Raw genomic sequence first — 18,193 nt, 5'->3', positions numbered from 1 at the left:
AGGATCTTACCTGTAATAATATAGACGGTTATGAATTTTCAGGAAGCAGGTTGATGAATATGATTCCGGCAGACCAAAAACCGTTCAGCAGGCTTGAGCGCATTGGACTTGATGCGGTTCCTCCCGAGTTAAGAACAACGGGCTGGATTGAATACTTTATTATTCAGTTTACCTTTTCGTTTAATGCAGGCAATGTATTGCTGCCTGCATTAGCTGTTATGGAAGGAGGCTTAACCTTTTCCCAGGCGCTGATAAGCTGTATGTCTGGTGCATTTTTTGCTTTTTTGCTCGTCTCCTGCCTGTCTCTTCCCGGTTCTGTAAGCGGACTCCCGGCTCAATACGCCATCCGGAGTATGCTTGGCAGCCGGCTTGGCCAGTATGGCGCATCACCCATTCGCTCAGTAATTTCCCTTTATTGGTTTTCCGTACAAACGATAGGGGGAACGTGGATGCTTTTGGAAGGTCTAAGCCGGTTTGGGATAAACGGCATTCCCTTCCCCCTGCTAGCTGTGTTGCTTGGGGCAGTTATGATTGGGATTACGGTTGTCGGTTTTCAGGCAGTTAAAAAAGCCACCATCTATTTTCTTCCTGTTTTGCTTGCAGGAGAAGCAGCCATTCTCTATTTATACTTTACTATAAATCCGGCTCAAGCTGCATCTGGAAGTGCTCAGCAATCCAGCGGAAGCGTTGGAGCCATGCTGATTTTTGCCGGCCTGGTTTTCGTTCAGTATGTGGCCGGGGTCAGCGCGTCTGCGGATATGACCCGGTATGCCAAATCACCGAAGCACGGTTTCTGGGGTATGTTTGCGGGGAATTTCGCCGGTTTTTCCGTAACGGCTTTTTTGGGAATCTTCAGTGCGGCTGCTTTCGGTGAAATCAATCCGTTTTTGTCCGCCTCAAAACTAACGGACTCTTATTTGCTGATTGCCCTTCTTCTTGCTGCTTCGATCCTGTCTCTCATTTCCATCAACTTAAGCAATGCTTATACCGGCAGCTTCAGCCTGCTTAATACATTCCCCTCGCTCGGCAGAATTCGGAGCGCCATCCTTTTTGGCATTGCAGGTGCAGCCCTTAGTACGATGCCTTCAATCGTGACAGAAGCGAAGGAATGGATCACGCTGCTTGGGGGCTTCGTTATACCGCTTTCGGCCGTCATTTCGGCGGATTTTTTACTAATTAAGAGAGCTGTCATTCCAGAAGCCGACCTGATAATGATGAAAAAAATAAACAAAGACGCCATTTGGGCACTATTATTCGGAATCTTAGTCTATTGGCTTATGCCGCAAGAAGCTGTTCCGGGGTTCATCAGTTTTGCTTTAACAGGTATTTTGTATGTGGGAATAGTCAAAACCAAACGGTTCTTAAGATAGGCGTCCCTGAGGCTCTTGGGGGCATTTGTAACTGGTTAGCAAAGCGGGGACCTTTTAGTTTTTGTCCGGCACGTGCGATTGGCCTCCAGTCAACTGCCGGTGGAAGCTGTTTGGGAGCCCTGATCACCCGATGTCCAGCTGCTATTCTATGTTATTTCAGGAAAAGATTCGGCCGGTTCACTTCGTCAATTCATCGTTTTTCCTGAAACCGCCTGCCCGGGTACTTCCGCCAGGCAGACATTAAAAAGCCGGCATCCAATGATGATGCCGGCTTTGCTTTAGATTTCATCCGCTTTTTCCGCTTGATCCTCTGTGAAGCTTTCATCAAAGTTCTGCTCCACTACACCGCTCTCATAAGCGTTTTTAATTTGCTGGGAGGTTTCTTCCTCAGCTGCAGAATCATATTGAATGGATGCGTGATTCGGTTCTTGTTTTTTCACAGGACAGGCCTCCTTCCGCCATATTGGGTTCCTGTCCTAGTGTTTGGTTTATTTCCCTTGACCTTGCAAGGAAAGTTCTTCCTTTTGGAGCTTTACTTCCGCTTTTTTCAAGCCCTCTTTTACCATTTCAAAGCCGGTTCCGCCCTCGCTTAACCGTTTTGCTACCGCCTCATACGGATCGATCGCCCGGTACAGATCCTCGCTAAAGAGAGAGGAGGCAGCTTTGTACTCTTTCAATGACAAATCCTTTAAAAAGCAGCCTTTTTGGATGCATTGAAAAACGAGCTTTCCCGTAACCTCGTGAGCTTCCCTGAAAGGCATGCCTTTCTTTGCCAGATAGTCTGCAAGCTCCGTAGCATTTGAAAAATCCTGGTTTACCGCCTGGCCCATGCGGTCTTTTTTAACTGTCATAGTGGAGATCATTCCTGAAAAAATTTTCAGGCTTCCTTCCACTGTTCTGACTGTATCAAACATGCCTTCTTTGTCTTCCTGCAAGTCCTTATTGTAGGCAAGGGGCAGTCCTTTCATAACGGTTAGGAGGGAAAAAAGATTCCCGTATACACGGCCGGTCTTTCCGCGTATCAGCTCTGCCATATCCGGATTTTTCTTCTGCGGCATCATCGAGCTTCCGGTTGCGTAGGCATCATCCAGCTCAACAAACTGGAATTCCTGTGAGCACCATAAAATGATTTCCTCGCAGAGTCTTGAAAGATGCATCATAAGAATGGAGCTGCCGTTTAAGAATTCAAGGATAAAATCCCTGTCACTGACCGCATCAAGGCTGTTCTCATAGATGCCTTCAAAGCCGAGCATATCCGCGGTATAAGAGCGGTCTATAGGAAAGGTGGTTCCCGCCAGTGCACCTGCTCCAAGCGGAGACCGCCGAATTCTTTTCAACGAATCCCTGAAGCGTTCTTTATCTCTTTCCAGCATCCAAAAATAGGCGAGCAGGTGGTGGGCAAACGAAATTGGCTGCGCCCGCTGAAGATGAGTATAGCCCGGAAGAATGGTGTAAATATTCTCTTCCGCTTTTGTCATCAAAACTCGCTGTAAAGCCTCTATATATTGAATGATGGTTTGAACGTGCTCATCCAGATAAAGGTGCATATCCGTCGCGATTTGATCATTCCGGCTTCTGCCAGTATGAAGCTTTCCTCCGGCCGGACCAATCTCTTCAATCAGATGTTTTTCGAGATTTAAATGAATGTCCTCATATTTTGCAGAAAAGGCAAGCTCGTCTTTTTTTACTTTTTCCATAAGAGTATGGAGGCCATTCACAATAAGCTCTGTTTCCTGCTGGGTGAGGATTCCCGTCTTCCCCAGCATTTTTGCATGGGCTAAAGAGCCTTTTAAATCCTCCTCTGCCAGCTCCCGGTCAAAATCTATAGAGGCACCGAACTCATCTACCCATTCCTCCGGTGTTTTTTGAAATCTGCCGCCCCACAGTTTCGTCACGCTTTCACCTTCTTTTGGTTTTGAACGATGCTGCTGACCTTTGTAGGCAGTCCGTACAAGGAAATAAAGCCGACAGCAGCCTGATGATCAAAAGCATCTTCAGAAGTGTAAGTAGCCAGTTTTTCGTCATATAGCGAAAACTGTGATTTGCGTCCTTCTACAATGGCATGGCCTTTAAACAGCTTAACGCGGACCGTTCCGCTGACATGCTTCTGAGTCTCTTTTAAAAAAGCTTCCAGCGGAGCTTTAAGCGGAGAAAACCAGAGTCCGTTGTAGATGAGTTCTGTAAGTTTTTGCCCGATGAAAGGCTTAAAGTGAGCGACTTCTTTTACGAGTGTTAAATCTTCAAGCTCCTTATGTGCCTTAAGCAGTGTTACAGCACCCGGACACTCATAGATTTCTCTCGATTTAATTCCGACAAGACGATTCTCGACATGATCAATTCTTCCAACGCCATGTTTTCCCGCTAATTCATTCAAATGCAGAATCATATCAGAAAGAGAATAAACGATTCCGTTTACCGCTGTAGGCACCCCTTTTTCAAACGCAATTTCTATGACATCGGGCTGATCCGGTGTTTTTTCAAGCGGGGCTGTCAGATCATAGGCTTCCTCAGGCGGAGCAGCCCAAGGATCTTCCAGCACGCCGCATTCATTGCTTCTGCCCCATAAATTCTGGTCGATGGAATAAGGGCTGTTTAAGTTAACCGGAATTGGAATTCCGTGCTTTTGTGCATAATCAATTTCTTCTTCACGTGACCAGCTCCATTCGCGTACCGGCGCAATTACTTCCAGGTCTGGATTTAATGCTTTAATGGATACTTCAAAACGGACCTGATCATTTCCTTTTCCCGTGCAGCCATGGGCAACAGCTGAAGCTCCTTCTTTCTCAGCAACTTCCACAAGCTTTTTCGCTATGAGAGGGCGTGAAAGTGCCGATACTAACGGATATTTTTCTTCGTACATAGCATGGGCCTGCAGGGCAAGCAGTGCGTACTCCTCGGCAAACTCCTGCTTGGCGTCGATGACGTAAGATTCTGACGCACCAACTTCAAGTGCTTTGCTTTGGACGAACGCAAGGTCTTTTCCTTCCCCTACATCCAGACAGCACGCGACAACTTCAAACCCGCGATCTTGCAGCCATTTAATGGCAACAGAGGTATCAAGGCCTCCGGAATAGGCTAAAACAACTTTCTGGTTCATACGAATCTCCCTCTCTGAATAGGTGTGTATAAAAATACTTTTGAATTAATAAAAATACATCTTAGAGAAGACTTTAACAAGAATTCTCCTGTTTTTCAACCCTTATTTCCAACCTTAAAATGGTTTTTTGGATGGGAGCGCATACATATTAGCCTTCAGAAAAGAAGAGTCTGCTGGAAGATCTAAACTTAGTACGGGAACTAAGCTGCATACCGGAGATGAACCATTATCCCCCCTTCAAATCGTTCAATGCTGAAAGCATTATATGCAGGCTCGCTTGACCTTTGTTCGTATGCTCTCCCTTCTCCATTTAGGACCTTCTCGCCTGAGCGAAAAAAAAAGCCCCCCGCAGGGAGCTTGGAATGGTTATTTTGTTAGGCGCTGTACATCACGCGCAATCATCACTTCTTCATTCGTTGGGATGATCATGACTTTAACCGGGGAATGCGGATAGCTGACGAAACGGTCATCGCCGAATGTGTCATTAAGCGCAGGATCCCAGTAGATCCCCATGAATTCAAGTCCGCGAAGAACACGGGCACGTACTTCAGCACTATTTTCTCCGATGCCTGCTGTGAAAATGATCGCATCTACACCGCTCATACGGGCAGCATAGGAACCGATGTATTTATGGATTCTGCTTGCAAACACTTCAAGAGCTGTTTCAGCCCGTTCATTTCCCTCTTTTGCTGCCGTTGTAATATCGCGAAGATCACTGGACAGACCTGAGACTCCAAGGAGGCCGCTTTTCTTATTCAGGATGTTCAGGACTTCATCAGCAGAAGACCCTGTTTTTTCCATTATAAATGGAATCAGAGCCGGGTCAATATTTCCTGAGCGGGTTCCCATTGCAACACCCGCAAGCGGTGTAAAGCCCATGGATGTATCGATGGATTTTCCGCCTTCGATGGCTGCAATGCTTGCCCCGTTTCCAAGATGGCAGGAAATCAGACGCAGCTGTTCAAGCGGACGTCCAAGCATTTCAGATGCACGTTCTGACACATACTTATGGGAGGTACCGTGGAAGCCGTATTTACGGATTCCGTAATTCTCATAGTATTCGTACGGAAGACTGTACAGGAAGGATTGCTCCGGCATCGACTGATGAAAGGCCGTATCAAATACCGCAACAGCAGGTACGTTTGGCAAAACCTCATGGAATGCTTTAATTCCTACTACGTTTGCAGGATTGTGAAGGGGAGCCAGGTCGGACAGCTCTTCGATTTGTGCAAGTGTCTCTTCTGTAATCAGAGCGGAATCGCTGAATTTCTCTCCGCCGTGTACGACCCGGTGGCCGATTCCTTCAATCTCAGAAAGCGATTCAATAATCCCAAGATCCGTGAGCTTGGATAAAAGAATTTTAACCGCTACGGCATGATCTGGAATATTGGTTGTTTCTGTTTGTTTTTCACCATTAACAGAAATGGCAAAGGTCGCATTTTCAAGTCCGATACGCTCTACGAGACCTTTTGTTACCACATCTTCACTTGGCATATCAAACAGCTGGAATTTAAGTGAAGAGCTTCCAGCGTTAATCGCAATTATTTTAGCCATTGGTTACCGCTCCTTTGAGTAATTGTCCTGAACTTCCTTACGGACAATCTGTCTTTATCATTTGTAAATAAACCGAAAAATATCTGACTTTTCCATTTAAACATTGCCCGCTTCACATTGCAATATAAACCGGAATGTGCAATCGTTTACAACTAAAAGTCAATGTTTTCGGATTTTTCCTGACATTTATGCTTATAAAAGAAAACAGTTTGGCAGCAGCGCCAAACCGTTTTTCACTAAAATAATTTTGAAAAATTTGTGCTTAGTGTAGAAATGCTAAGGATTGTCATAACAATTACGATGAGGACTCCGAAAATCGTCAGCACAATTGGATGCCTGTAATCTCCCACGATGGTTTTCTTATAGGCTGCTATGAGCATCACAGCTAAAGTAACCGGAAGAATCAAACCGTTTAAGGCACCTGCAAGCAGCAGCAGCTGAACCGGATTTCCAAGTGCCACAAATACTGTGGTGGAAATAATGATAAATCCAATAATGGTTGCTTTCTGGTATTTATGTATAACCGGACTGAAGGTTTGAATAAAGGAAACCGATGTATAAGCTGCTCCAATGACGGACGTAATGGCGGCTGCGAGGAGCACCACACCGAAGAACTTATATCCCATTTCCCCTGCTGCATGCCTGAATACGGAGGCAGGCGGATTCGCTTTATCTATAGCCAATCCTTGAGCAACGATGCCAAGAGATGCAAGGAATAGGAAGATTCTCATCAATGAAGCCACTGCGATTCCAGTGACAGCACTTTGGTTAACCTGAGGAAGCGCCTGACGCCCTTTAATTCCCGCATCCAAAAGACGATGGCCTCCTGCAAATGTAATGTACCCGCCAACCGTGCCTCCAACAAGCGTCACAATTGCAATAAAGTAATCTTTATCTGTGTCAGGCATAAAGGTTTTTGCCACAGCTTCGCCAAGGGGCGGCTGGCTTGAAAATGCCACATAGATTGTCAGCAAAATCATCAGAAAGCCCAAAATTTGCGCAAATTTATCCATAAGCTTGCCGGCTTCTTTAAATACAAAAACCGTAATGGCAATAGAAGCTGCAATGATTGCTCCCATCTCCTGATTAATCCCGAATAAAACGTTAAAACCAAGCCCCGCACCGCCAATATTTCCAATATTAAAAGCGAGGCCTCCAAAAACAATTAATATAGCGACCAGCACTCCCAATCCGGGAAAGACCATATTCGCAATATCCTGAGCTCTTTTCTCTGAAACAGCAATAATTCGCCACACATTGAGCTGTACTCCAATATCCAGAATAATCGTAATCAAAATAACAAATCCGAATGAAGCGGCTAACGTTTCTGTATAAAAAGTAGTCTGGGTCAAGAACCCTGGACCGATGGCGGATGTTGCCATTAAAAACGCGGCCCCTAGAAGTACGCTTAAGCGGCTTTCCTTCATACGTTTTCCCTCCTAATCCATTCTGCTGATTATAGCCAGTATATTTATCCCGAACTCCCTTTCCCTTATTAAAAGGCCTGCAGGATAATCCCGGACTGCTCCAATTCGTTTCTTATTGCTGCTGCAAATGAAAGCGCATGGATCCCATCACCGTGTATACAGACAGTATCTGCAGTTATTTGAAATTCTTCCCCTTCTGCGCTGACCGCTTTTTGATCAATGATCATCTTTTTTACCTGTTCGATGGCTGTCTGATCATCCTCAATTAAAGCATTAGGGTGTGTTCTTGGTGTGAGTGCACCGGATTTCTGATAGGTCCTGTCTGCAAAGACTTCGCTAGCCGTTACTAAGCCGGCCTTCTTCCCTTCTTTTATCAGCTCGCTTCCGGAAAGTCCATATAATACAAGAGATGCGTCATACTTATGTACCGCTTTTGAGATGGCACCTGCTAATGCTGTATCCGATGCTGCCATATTGTAGAGAGCTCCATGGGGCTTAACGTGATGGAGTTTTCCGCCCTCTGAGCGGACAAAGGCATCCAATGAACCGATTTGATAAAGCACTATATCATAGGCTTCTTCAGGTGAGATCGCCATTGACCTTCTTCCAAAACCCTGAAGGTCCTGCAGTCCCGGATGAGCACCGATTGCCTTCCCATTTGTAAGAGCGAGCTGAACCGTTTTTCTCATAACGGATGGATCCCCGGCATGAAATCCGCACGCAATGTTAACGGATGTGACAAGGGGCAGAATATCGGCATCATTCCCGATGGAATAGGATCCGAAGCTTTCCCCTAAATCACAGTTTAAATCAACCTTCATGCTAAAGAACCCCCTTTTTATGCTTATCCTTTACCATTAATCGGATAAAATCAATTTCCTTTTCCCTTTGGATATAAAGTTTTTGAGCTTCAGTCAGATTTGTTTTTACAAACTTTATTTTCTCGCCAGGCTTCAGCTGCGCAAGCATAGGGAGATCGTCTGAGATAACCTGGCCGATTTTAGGGTAGCCTCCTGTCGTTTGGTGATCTGCCATTAATATGATTGGCTGACCTCCGGACGGAACTTGAATCGTCCCGAACCCGACCGCTTCGGAGAGTAATTCTCTTTGTTCTTTCAGTCTTAAGGAAGGCCCTTCAATACGATAGCCCATCCTGTCAGACTGGCTCGTAATTGAAAATTCGTTCTCTTCAAATCCTGTCTTGGAGTCTTCAGTGAACCAATCATATTCTCTGCCCTCTATGTACCGGAATATTTTTCCTCTTCCGCTGTAATAAGGCTTTATGTACCAGCCTGCAGGAATTGCTTTTGCATCTGAGCCATCAAGAATGATGCTCTCAATTTGTTTTGATTGATTTATTGCCAGCTCGTCATTCTCTTTAAGCGCTCTCCCGCCAACTCCTCCGATCCCTGCTTTCAAGTAGGTGGACCGGCTGCCAAGCTCCGGGTTAATCTTGAATCCCCCGGCTGCTGCCATATAGGTTCTGCAGCCCGAAACAGGTGCTCCAAACTCAAGTTTAGCTCCAGCTTTAACATAGACAGGCCTCCAAAGCGGAATGGACTGACCGCTTATTTTAGGAGAAAGATTGCCTCCCGTCAACGCTATGATTGCATCTTCGGTAAATTCAATAGTGGGACCGAGCAAAGTCATTTCGATTGTCGCTTCATCATCGGGATTTCCCGTTAAAATATTAGCCATTCTGTGGGCGTATAAATCCATTGCCCCGCTTTTTATAATGCCGTACTTCTGAAAGCCGTATCTGCCTTGGTCCTGTATGGTGCTCAGCAGACCGGATTGGAGAATTTCTAAACTCATTTTACGACTCCTTTAGTCGGAAATATTCATCTTTGCTGATTGGATAAAATTCAACTGTGTCTCCAGCCTGCAGTAAGACAGGGGGGTTTTTAGCCGGATCGAACAAAGGCACCGGGGTCCTTCCGATAATTTGCCACCCTCCGGGAGTTTCAAGCGGATAAATACCTGTCTGTGTCCCCGCAATCCCCACCGATCCTGCCGGAATTTTCCCTCTCGGCTTTTCCTTCCTCGGTGCTGCAATTTTCTCATCCATGCCTCCCAAGTAGGGAAATCCAGGTGAAAACCCAATCATATATACCGGATATGTACCCTGTGAATGCAAGGAAATGACCTCTTCTTTGCTGATGCGGTTGTAATTAGCTACCCACTCCAGATCCAGTCCGAATTCTTCATCATAGCAGACTGGAACTTTTACGGTTCGGGAGCCGGCAGACTCGGTCTGTTTGTTCCTGAGGGTGAAAAGAAGCTCCTCCATTTTCTTCTGAATGAAGATATGGGATTCTTCCGGGTTATTTTTAAAATACAGAAGATCAAAAATTATGGTTACGTTCGTAAAAGCAGGTATGTATTCGATCAGCCAAGGATAGTTCTGCTGATCGAGCAGATCTGTAAACTGCCTGATTGCAAGGCGTATATCACCGCTGATTTCCTTTCCCAGTTCAACCAGCATTGCCCGCTCACTGACTGGAAAAAAAGCTGCATGTGTCATTGCGCTCCCCCTTCTGCCTAATGGTCTTATTGTACAGAACCCATTTTTTTTGCACAAATCAATATTTGACAAATCATATGGTGCTGTTTGTATTTTTTCACAGCCCAGCGCATTCATGCAAAATGACCACGCATCTATTAGTTTGATGCAAAGGTCAAATCCTACCTTAAAATAACACAAAATAGAGCTGCCTGATATCATCCTTTTCGTTCAGCATTCTGATGGAAGGCCAGCACCGGAGAGCTCATACTTTCTGCTTACGGGATGAGTGACTCTGTTAAAAAGAGGATTATGGAACCGTCTATTGACAGTTCATGAAGGTTTCTGCCTTTAGAACCAGCCATATGATCCTGGTTCTAAAAAGGTTCATGTCATCCTCTTCTTCAACTTAAAAAAGAGCTGACCCGAAAGGATCACGTCAGCTCCTTTTTGGGCCAGCTCTGCTGATTCCATGCAGCATAGTTAATGGATTAGGGACATAGCGTGATCATGCCAAATTCCCCTTAGTTAGCGGCTGCTGCTGAACCATTCATTTATTTGCTTCATCATGGACTGCATTCCATCAAAATTTGAAAATTTCGGCAGATCTGCGAGAAGCGCCTGCTTAGGAGGCTCGGCTCCCTCTCCCTTTTTCTGGAGAATAAATACACTTTTCGCATGCTGCTCCCCTTTAAACATCGACAGTGGCAGTTGAAGCAGACCCTGGATATAGGCTTCTTCTTTAATAAACGCATTCAGCTTTGGCGCCTCTTTCGAACTGAAAAGCTGATTCGGAATGATAAAGAATAAAAATCCTCCAGGTTTTGTATAATTCATGCTTTGCTCTATAAAAAGGTGATGCGCATAAGAATGGCCTTCATCCGCTTTTAATGCGTAGGATAAAGCTCCTTCATCATTCGGGTAGTACCCAACCGGCAAATCGCAAATAACCGCATCTGCAGGATCTGCAAACAGATTTTGGAGGCTGTCCTGATTAAAGAACTGAACCGGATGTTTCTGCAAATTGGCTGAAATATAGGAAAGCTGCAGCAGCAAATCATCAATATCCACTCCAGAGCTTTCTACTTGATGATCTTTCAGCTGATTGAGCACGGCTGTTAACAGGTTTCCTGTTCCCACAGCCGGATCCAGAAGAGAAAAAGAAGACTTTTCACTCATAAAGCGCTGAACCAGATACCCGACAAAAAGCCCGACCGAATCAGGAGTCATCTGATGATTAGGATGTGCACCCTCTTTAAGGCCCTTTAATACGCATAGCTGAAATGCTTTTCTGATCTCTTCTTTTGTATATGTATCAAGCTGGATGCCAGCATAGATTTTCCTTAATTTTTTGGCTGCAATCTCACTCAGTTCATCCTGCAGCACGTCTCCATGAAATATGTTCTCTCCCGTTTCGGCGACAGCTTCTACATAGGAAAGATCCAGTTCCTCAGCCAGTTGCTCAGAAGATTCATTAAGTGCCGTAAACAGCTTTTCCATATTTGATACGGTTTCCATTCATTTTTCCTCCTAGCGCATACTTCCTATCATTTTAGATATTCAGGACATGAAAGACAAGACTTATGCCAAAAAAATTCGTTCGGCCAAAAAAACCGGAGGAAAAATTTTATTAACACTTAAAAAGATCAGTTTCCATTAATACATTGTTAACCGTTCTAAATATACATCTACCTGTATTAACAAAGAAAACCCCGAATAACGGGGCTTTCTTTCATAAGCCCATTATCCGGGGTACCGTCTGTTACAAACCATGATCACTCTGCGGATTTAGCTGCTTCAATCGCTGCTTCATAATCAGGGTGATTCGTAGCTTCTCCAACATATTCTGCATAAACCACTTCATCCCTGCTGTTAACGACAAAAACAGCCCGTGCAAGCAATCGAAGTTCCTTTATAGCTACTCCGTATGCTTCTCCAAAGGATAGATCACGATGGTCGGACAGGGTGATCACATTCTCCAGTCCATTCGCGGCACACCAGCGCTTTTGAGCAAATGGAAGGTCACAGCTGATCGTAAGCACGACTGCCCCATCAATTCCGGAACCTTCTTCATTAAATTTTTTCGTTTGAGCATCACAAACTCCTGTATCAATAGAGGGGACGACCGATATGAGGCGCACTTTACCTTTTGTATCCTCAAGCGTTACTTCTGACAGATCATTCGCTACTACGCGGAAATCGGGAGCCTTGTCGCCTTTTTTCAATTCTGCTGCTGGAAGGGTGACCGGATTGCCTTTAAACGTAATTGTTGCCATTTTCATTCCTCCTCTAATTCTATGTATAGGTTTATGATAGCCGGTTAAAATGATCATTGCAAACATTAGCCATTAACATTACTGAATTTTACAAAAACAAACCCATCAGCAGTGGATTACTATTTTTTAAATACGGAAACGCTGCAGCTTTAATGTACATAAAAAACCCGCATTGCCATGCGGGTTTTCCATGCTTCGATCAAAAGTCAATGTCATCTCTCATTGAGGATTGCTGATTTTTATGTCCAGACTCATTTTTCTTGAACATCTTTTGAATTTTCTCCATTGTTTGTGGAGCTGAATCAAGAATCTTCTCGTATAGATGGGTGCTTTCGTCAAGGTGAAGCATTTTGATTCCATTATGCCCGACAATTAAGAAAGCAATCGGGGTTATGGAGACGCCGCCTCCGCTTCCTCCGCCAAACGGCATGCGGTTACGCGAGCCTGTACCGCCTCCGTGCGATGCCTGCGGCTGTGAAAAGGAGTGCTCTTCTCCCGATTGCTGGCCAAATTCGCTTCCTCCTGCCGCAAAACCGAACCCTACTTTAGAAACGGTTAAAATAACACTTCCATCAGGTGTTTCAACCGGATCTCCAATAATTGTATTCACATCAACCATTTGTTTCAGACTCTCCATTGCAGTTTGCATGAGTCCCTGAATAGGATGTTCGCTCATTAATGATGCCCCCTATGCACTTTTATTTTGCTGCCCAAACAGTTTCGATAAAGGTTTATTGGTAAAGTGCGTCTTACCGCCTTTCCAATATTTAACGAAACGCAATCCTCCGATAATAGCATGTCCGAGCCTGAACCGGAACATACATACAACCATCGTATCAAGGCATAAACCTTGAAAAACAGGTACAACAGACAGTACAGGAGACGTATTGAGCTTCATAAAATTTTCTGCTGCACCGCACACCAGCCCTTTTAACGTCCAAACCATCCCTGCAGCCGATCCAGTCGAAGCCGCATCACCTGTTCCGAACCTTGAATGCCATTCCAGGGTGGTGATTTCGATATGCTTTAGAAATTTAGTAATGATTGAATGAAGCCCAATAATGTGCTCCGTCAGTTCCTTAAAATCCTTGAGACCTGCTTTCACATCATTTTCCGTTATCTTTTCCTCTTTAGCCTTACCGCTGTTTTCATCTTTTCCGGTACTTTTTTCTTTTACCGCATCGACACTCAAATCACTGACATTGAACTTGATCACCGGTATTTTGTATGTATAACGAAGAACTCCAAACCAGGCCCTGAACGAAATTTTCAGCTCATCGTTCCTTGCTATCCGGCGGTACTCAAATGTTATGGACAGCCTGGTAAATAACAAGAGTACAAAGATTGCAGACAAAAGCATCAGCATCCCGTAAAGCCAAGACATATCATACCGCCCCTTTCAGCATTCCATTATCGCCTAATTTCCGTTCCTGTAAACAAGTCAAAAAAAAAACTGCTTCCCTTGAAGGAAGCAGCAATCGAATTACTTATTTCGATAGATATTTTCGTGAATGACAGATGTATCGGCAAATAAATCATGCAGTGCTTGTTTTTTTGGCGTAAAGCCCGCAACTAAATACCCAAGCCAAATGGTCTTGCTGATGTATCGCCCAACCAGCTCTCTAAATAGAATGGTTCCCCATGAGAGAGGCTTTTCTTCTTTAAAAGAGACCACACGGATACCAAAAATCATTTTCCCAAGCGTCTGGCTGAAAAATTTCGTCATCAGCACAAAGTAGGCGAAGAACACGAGAAGCTCCAACAGGGGCTGGGGAGAAAACATGGTCCTTCCCCCATCCGTACCTGTGAAAACGAAAATCGGATTAATTAAAATTGCGTTGATTCCGGCTACTGCCGCGAGATCTGTCAAATAGGCCCATAGACGAATCCAAAACCCTCCATATACCGGTTCTGCCCGTACAGATTCAGAAGGCTGGACAGAGGGGCGGGCTGCCGTATCATCGAACGTTGTGTCCACTAAAGCTTCCTCCCTTTTATTCTGAATACATGTACATTAAACGGCTGTTGGCCGGCTTGGAGAACAGTTCATACAGTCCAAGCATTTCATACTCGTCGCTGAATACTTTTTTAGCACCCAATGATAAAAGTGCGTCAAATCCTGTGCTCTGTTTGTATTCAAAAACTTGTGCACCTGCCAGCTTGTGTTCTTTTTTAAGAGCTGCGATGGTTTCATCCATATATCCGAGTTCATCAACCAGGTTGTTTTCTTTCGCCTGGCGCCCGTCATAAATGCGTCCGTCGGCAATTTTCTCTACTTCCTGCCTGCTCATTCCGCGGCCGTTCGCAATCACGTCAACAAAGCCTCCATAAGCATTATCCACCATTCCCTGAAGAATCGCGCGTTCTTCGTCCGTCATTTCACGGGATGGGGACATAATGTCTTTATAAGGACCGCTTTTGATTGTTTCAAACTTTACACCGTAATCCTTAGCCAGCTCGCTGTAATTGACCCCCTGCATGATCACGCCAAGTGATCCGGTCAGTGTATCTGGCGCGGCAAAGATTTTATCGGCAGCGGTAGCAATGTAGTAGCCTCCTGAAGCAGCTGTTGTACCCATTGAAACATATACCGGTTTTTTCGTTTTTTCCTTTAACGTCATAATATGCTTATGTATTTCCGCACTTTCGACTACTCCGCCACCGGGTGAATTAACATTTAAAATTACCCCTTTAACTGAGTCGTCATTTTGAACGGCTTCAATTTTTTTTAGAAATTCACTATGATTGTATCCGGAGCTTTGGAAGAAAGAGGATGCTTCACCTGTATCCTGAATGACCCCATTAACTTCCAATACAGCAATCCGTTTCTCAGCTGATCCATCTGCCAGAACCTCTTCTGAGAATTCAGATTCATTTTCCGAAAATACATCAAGTGCTGTGCTTTGAATTGCTGTGATCGTGCTGAATATAGCAGAAACAAAAACCAGAACAAGGGCAATCCCAAGTGCTGCCCACCTTTTGCCATTCATTTCATATCCTCCTTGATTTAGGGCTTCGCTGCAACTGTCCGATGCTTACCGCTTCCCGCCCGCTTTAGGGAAACGGCACGACCCGCTGTCCTGCATTCTGCTTCCATTAACATCGGGTGAAGTCATAACCAAGCCTTATTTAAACGATGTACTTTGAATTTATTATCCCCGAAAAAGCAGGCATTCCTGAAAGGATAAATGGTAAAATAAACAACATAACACATTGTATCACAATTTTATCCGCTAAGGATATCATTTCCATTTTGAAGGAGGATGTACGATGACAAATCGCCGCAATGTATTTTTTTATTATCGAAACACAGCCCAGCTTGAGGAAAAAGTAAATTCACTGACCGGTCTTGCTGAACAATACGGATTTACAATCGTACCTCATTTCGAAGAGGCAAACATTATTGTCAGTCTCGGAGGAGACGGCACATTCCTTCAAGCAGTGAGAAAAACGAATTTCAGAGATGATTGTCTTTACGTAGGAATCAGCACGAAAGGTTCTGCAAGCATCTACTGCGATTTTGTGCTGGATGATACAGAAAAGATTATTGAAGCCATTACGACAGAACAGATTGAGGTCCGGAAATATCCGGTCATTGATGTGAAAATAGATGAAGCGGCATCTTTTAAATGTTTAAATGAGTGTACAGTCCGGTCAGGAATTATTAAGACCTTCGTAATTGATGTCCATGTTGATGATCTCCATTTTGAAACCTTCCGTGGAGACGGCATGATTATCTCAACCCCTACAGGCAGTACAGCCTACAGCAAATCAGTAAACGGAGCGGTCATCGACCCCCTGCTCCCATGTTTTCAAGTAAGTGAGCTTGCTTCTTTAAACAACAACCGCTACCGTACACTCGGCTCTTCCTTTGTATTAAGCGGCAGCAGAAAACTGACGCTCGAGATTGCCCAGGATGGAAACGACTACCCTGTAATCGGGGTTGACAATGAAGCGCTAGGCATTCGCAATGTTAAGCAGATTGAAATTACCTTAAGCCCGTCCATCATCAAAACAGTTAAACTGAAGGACAACTCTTTTTGGGAAAAAGTAAAGCGCAGTTTTTTATAAACCGGCTCTAAGCATTTATAGCGGAAAGAAAATGCTCCTGATTAGCACGTTTTCTTTCCGCTTTCAAATTTGAACAGAAATTATAGAAGCTGAAATACCACCTTCCCTTCCGCAACCGTCATCACTACCTTCGTATCCAGCAGCTGATCCGGGTCTTCCAATGAGAATGGATTTCGAGCAAGAATGGTGAAGTCTGCATCATACCCAGGAAGAATCTTCCCTCTTTCATGCTCTCTATGAATTGCATAAGCGCTTCCTTCTGTATACAGTTTGATAGCCTCAAACATCGTGAGTGCTTCACTCATAAAATATCCGGGTTCAGATGGAGTATGAATGCTTTTTCTCGTAACTGCTGCATGAATGCCAAGCAATGGGTCTACTGGCTCAATGGGAGCATCGGACCCTCCCGCGCATCGTATGCCCTTGTCAATCAGTGTTTTCCAGGCAAACGAGCAAGCAAGCCGGTCAGCCCCGAGCTTTTCAATAATCCATGGGAAGTCACTCGCCGTAAATCCAGGCTGGATGTCGAGTATTACCGGCAATTTTTGAAGCCGCTCAATTAAATCAGGCCGGAGAATCTGAGCATGAATAAAACGGTCTCTTTGGCCCACTTTTGCAGGAGGATTTTCTTCGGCAGCAATTAGAGCCATTTCACATGCCTGATCACCGATGACATGAATGGCAACTTCTCTTCCGAAGCTTCGTGCCTTTTTGAAATATTCGTTTAACTCCTCCTGTGAATGAACAGCTACACCGTAAGTATCCGGGTCATCTAAATAAGGTTCACTTAAAAGGGCTGTTTTCCCTCCCAGAGAGCCGTCTGCAAAGACTTTCATAGCCCCATATTCGACGAGCCGGCTATTCTTTACAGGATTTTGTTCAAACTCATCTATGACGAGATGATGGATAAGCAAATGAGCTTTAAATGGCCGTTCATCAGTCAATACAGTTTGATAGGCCTCGATGGGGAGCTGAAGAGATCCATAATAAGATAGATCCTCTGAGTGTCCTCCCGTCAGACCTTTTTCAAAGCAATCTGCAACTGCTTTGCGCAAAGCTTTTTCCAAGTACTCTTTTGATACAGGTGGAATTGTATCAAAAAGAACAATGTCCTGTGCCCTGTCCATAAGCATTCCGTTAAGAGTACCGTCTTCATTTCTTCCGATGATTCCTCCGGGAGGAGCTATCGTATCTTCCTGAATACCCGCCAATTCCAGTGCTGCCGAGTTGGCGAGGATCGCGTGACGGCAGATTCGTTTGAGCACGATAGGGTGATGTTCAGAGAGTTCATCCAGTACCGTACGGTCAAACATTTTCCCCTCCTTCAGCTGATTCTCATTCCAGCCCTCCCCAATGATCCACTCGCCCGGCGGAGTTTCAGATATTTCCCTGTAAAGCGCTTCCTTAATTGCAGCATGGCTGTCCATGGAAGAAAAATCCAATCTCATGAGCTTTTCTCCATGCCCAATTAAATGCATATGACTATCAGTGAATCCAGGCAAAACCGTTTTTCCTTGAAGATTGATATCCTCTTTAATGGAAGAAGAAAATTTCATGCGAAGCTCCTTTTCCTCCCCTGCTGCAATAATTTTATTCCCCTCTGTAAATATGGCCTCAACTGTTTCGTTCTCGGCCGCCATTGTATACGTCTTCCCGCCATGCCAAAGTGTACCCATATCTTACCCTCCATTGCATAACTTTCCATTCAAATACCGAAATTCTAGCACATTCCAAAAACATAATTCAAACATGGAGAATGGGCTTTCCATTGTACCCATTCTGATTTTACTATAAGCTGCTCAGCAAACAGCTGGTCGGGCCGCGAACATCTTCCTCCCTTCACGTCGAGGACGGAACTGCTTTTAGTCGGCGGCAAATTCTCGGTTCACAAAGAA

General features: G+C 44.7%; 17 protein-coding genes. 2 read left to right on the top strand and 15 right to left on the bottom strand.

What is annotated here, in order from left to right; genetic code table 11:
- The first annotated feature begins 53 nt into the window (after positions 1 to 53).
- Positions 54 to 1,370: a cytosine permease gene (locus tag ACQCV8_RS05520; protein WP_426843561.1), complete on the top strand. Its 1,317-nt coding sequence runs from the start codon at positions 54 to 56 to the stop codon at positions 1,368 to 1,370.
- Positions 1,371 to 1,648: 278 nt separating this feature from the next.
- On the opposite strand, the gene ACQCV8_RS05515 is transcribed toward ACQCV8_RS05520, so the two are convergent.
- The 14 genes from ACQCV8_RS05515 to sppA form a co-directional block, all read right to left on the bottom strand.
- Positions 1,649 to 1,810 carry a hypothetical protein gene (locus ACQCV8_RS05515; protein ID WP_426843560.1) on the bottom strand — a complete coding sequence of 54 codons (162 nt, stop codon included), beginning with the start codon at positions 1,808 to 1,810 and terminating at the stop codon, positions 1,649 to 1,651.
- Positions 1,811 to 1,858: 48 nt separating this feature from the next.
- Positions 1,859 to 3,265 carry an argininosuccinate lyase gene (argH, locus tag ACQCV8_RS05510; protein WP_426843558.1) on the bottom strand — a complete coding sequence of 469 codons (1,407 nt, stop codon included), beginning with the start codon at positions 3,263 to 3,265 and terminating at the stop codon, positions 1,859 to 1,861.
- Positions 3,262 to 4,467 (bottom strand): argininosuccinate synthase, encoded by a 1,206-nt coding sequence (locus ACQCV8_RS05505; RefSeq protein ID WP_426843557.1) that lies wholly within the window; start codon positions 4,465 to 4,467, stop codon positions 3,262 to 3,264. The genes argH and ACQCV8_RS05505 overlap by 4 nt, the downstream gene beginning before the upstream one ends.
- A gap of 366 nt (positions 4,468 to 4,833) precedes the next feature.
- Positions 4,834 to 6,021 (bottom strand): acetate kinase, encoded by a 1,188-nt coding sequence (locus ACQCV8_RS05500; RefSeq protein ID WP_426843556.1) that lies wholly within the window; start codon positions 6,019 to 6,021, stop codon positions 4,834 to 4,836.
- A 236-nt stretch (positions 6,022 to 6,257) separates the two neighbouring features.
- Positions 6,258 to 7,448 carry an NRAMP family divalent metal transporter gene (locus ACQCV8_RS05495; RefSeq protein WP_426843555.1) on the bottom strand — a complete coding sequence of 397 codons (1,191 nt, stop codon included), beginning with the start codon at positions 7,446 to 7,448 and terminating at the stop codon, positions 6,258 to 6,260.
- A 68-nt stretch (positions 7,449 to 7,516) separates the two neighbouring features.
- On the bottom strand, positions 7,517 to 8,269 hold the full coding sequence (locus ACQCV8_RS05490) for a 5-oxoprolinase subunit PxpA (RefSeq protein WP_426843553.1): 753 nt from the start codon (positions 8,267 to 8,269) through the stop codon (positions 7,517 to 7,519).
- A 1-nt stretch (position 8,270) separates the two neighbouring features.
- Entirely contained in the window at positions 8,271 to 9,263 is a 993-nt protein-coding gene (locus ACQCV8_RS05485) for a biotin-dependent carboxyltransferase family protein (RefSeq protein WP_426843552.1), read from the bottom strand.
- Position 9,264: 1 nt separating this feature from the next.
- A complete protein-coding gene (gene pxpB / locus ACQCV8_RS05480) occupies positions 9,265 to 9,972 on the bottom strand; it encodes a 5-oxoprolinase subunit PxpB (protein WP_426843551.1) in 708 nt (235 codons plus the stop codon).
- A gap of 507 nt (positions 9,973 to 10,479) precedes the next feature.
- Positions 10,480 to 11,451, bottom strand: coding sequence for a class I SAM-dependent methyltransferase (locus ACQCV8_RS05475; protein WP_426843802.1), 972 nt, complete (start codon positions 11,449 to 11,451; stop codon positions 10,480 to 10,482).
- 275 nt (positions 11,452 to 11,726) lie between these two features.
- Positions 11,727 to 12,227 carry a thiol peroxidase gene (tpx, locus tag ACQCV8_RS05470; RefSeq protein ID WP_426843550.1) on the bottom strand — a complete coding sequence of 167 codons (501 nt, stop codon included), beginning with the start codon at positions 12,225 to 12,227 and terminating at the stop codon, positions 11,727 to 11,729.
- 199 nt (positions 12,228 to 12,426) lie between these two features.
- A complete protein-coding gene (gene ytfJ / locus ACQCV8_RS05465) occupies positions 12,427 to 12,903 on the bottom strand; it encodes a GerW family sporulation protein (protein WP_426843549.1) in 477 nt (158 codons plus the stop codon).
- Positions 12,904 to 12,915: 12 nt separating this feature from the next.
- Positions 12,916 to 13,611 (bottom strand): DUF2953 domain-containing protein, encoded by a 696-nt coding sequence (locus tag ACQCV8_RS05460; RefSeq protein ID WP_426843548.1) that lies wholly within the window; start codon positions 13,609 to 13,611, stop codon positions 12,916 to 12,918.
- Between the two features lie 99 nt (positions 13,612 to 13,710).
- Complete coding sequence (locus ACQCV8_RS05455) at positions 13,711 to 14,205, bottom strand: RDD family protein (protein ID WP_426843547.1); 495 nt, start codon at positions 14,203 to 14,205, stop codon at positions 13,711 to 13,713.
- Positions 14,206 to 14,221: 16 nt separating this feature from the next.
- Positions 14,222 to 15,217, bottom strand: a complete 996-nt coding sequence (gene sppA, locus ACQCV8_RS05450) for a signal peptide peptidase SppA (RefSeq protein WP_426843546.1) — start codon at positions 15,215 to 15,217, stop codon at positions 14,222 to 14,224.
- A gap of 280 nt (positions 15,218 to 15,497) precedes the next feature.
- Between sppA and ACQCV8_RS05445 the strand changes: the two genes are divergently transcribed.
- Positions 15,498 to 16,298: an NAD kinase gene (locus tag ACQCV8_RS05445; protein WP_426843545.1), complete on the top strand. Its 801-nt coding sequence runs from the start codon at positions 15,498 to 15,500 to the stop codon at positions 16,296 to 16,298.
- An 80-nt stretch (positions 16,299 to 16,378) separates the two neighbouring features.
- Here ACQCV8_RS05445 and ACQCV8_RS05440 read toward each other — a convergent pair whose 3' ends face one another.
- On the bottom strand, positions 16,379 to 17,974 hold the full coding sequence (locus tag ACQCV8_RS05440; protein ID WP_426843544.1) for an amidohydrolase: 1,596 nt from the start codon (positions 17,972 to 17,974) through the stop codon (positions 16,379 to 16,381).
- Positions 17,975 to 18,193 lie beyond the last annotated feature (219 nt).

Source organism: Metabacillus sp. 84 (genome assembly GCF_050107715.1).
GTDB lineage: Bacteria > Bacillota > Bacilli > Bacillales > Bacillaceae > Metabacillus_B.
The sequence above is the reverse complement of the archived record's forward strand: the minus strand, read 5'-3'. Positions and strand labels throughout refer to the sequence as shown.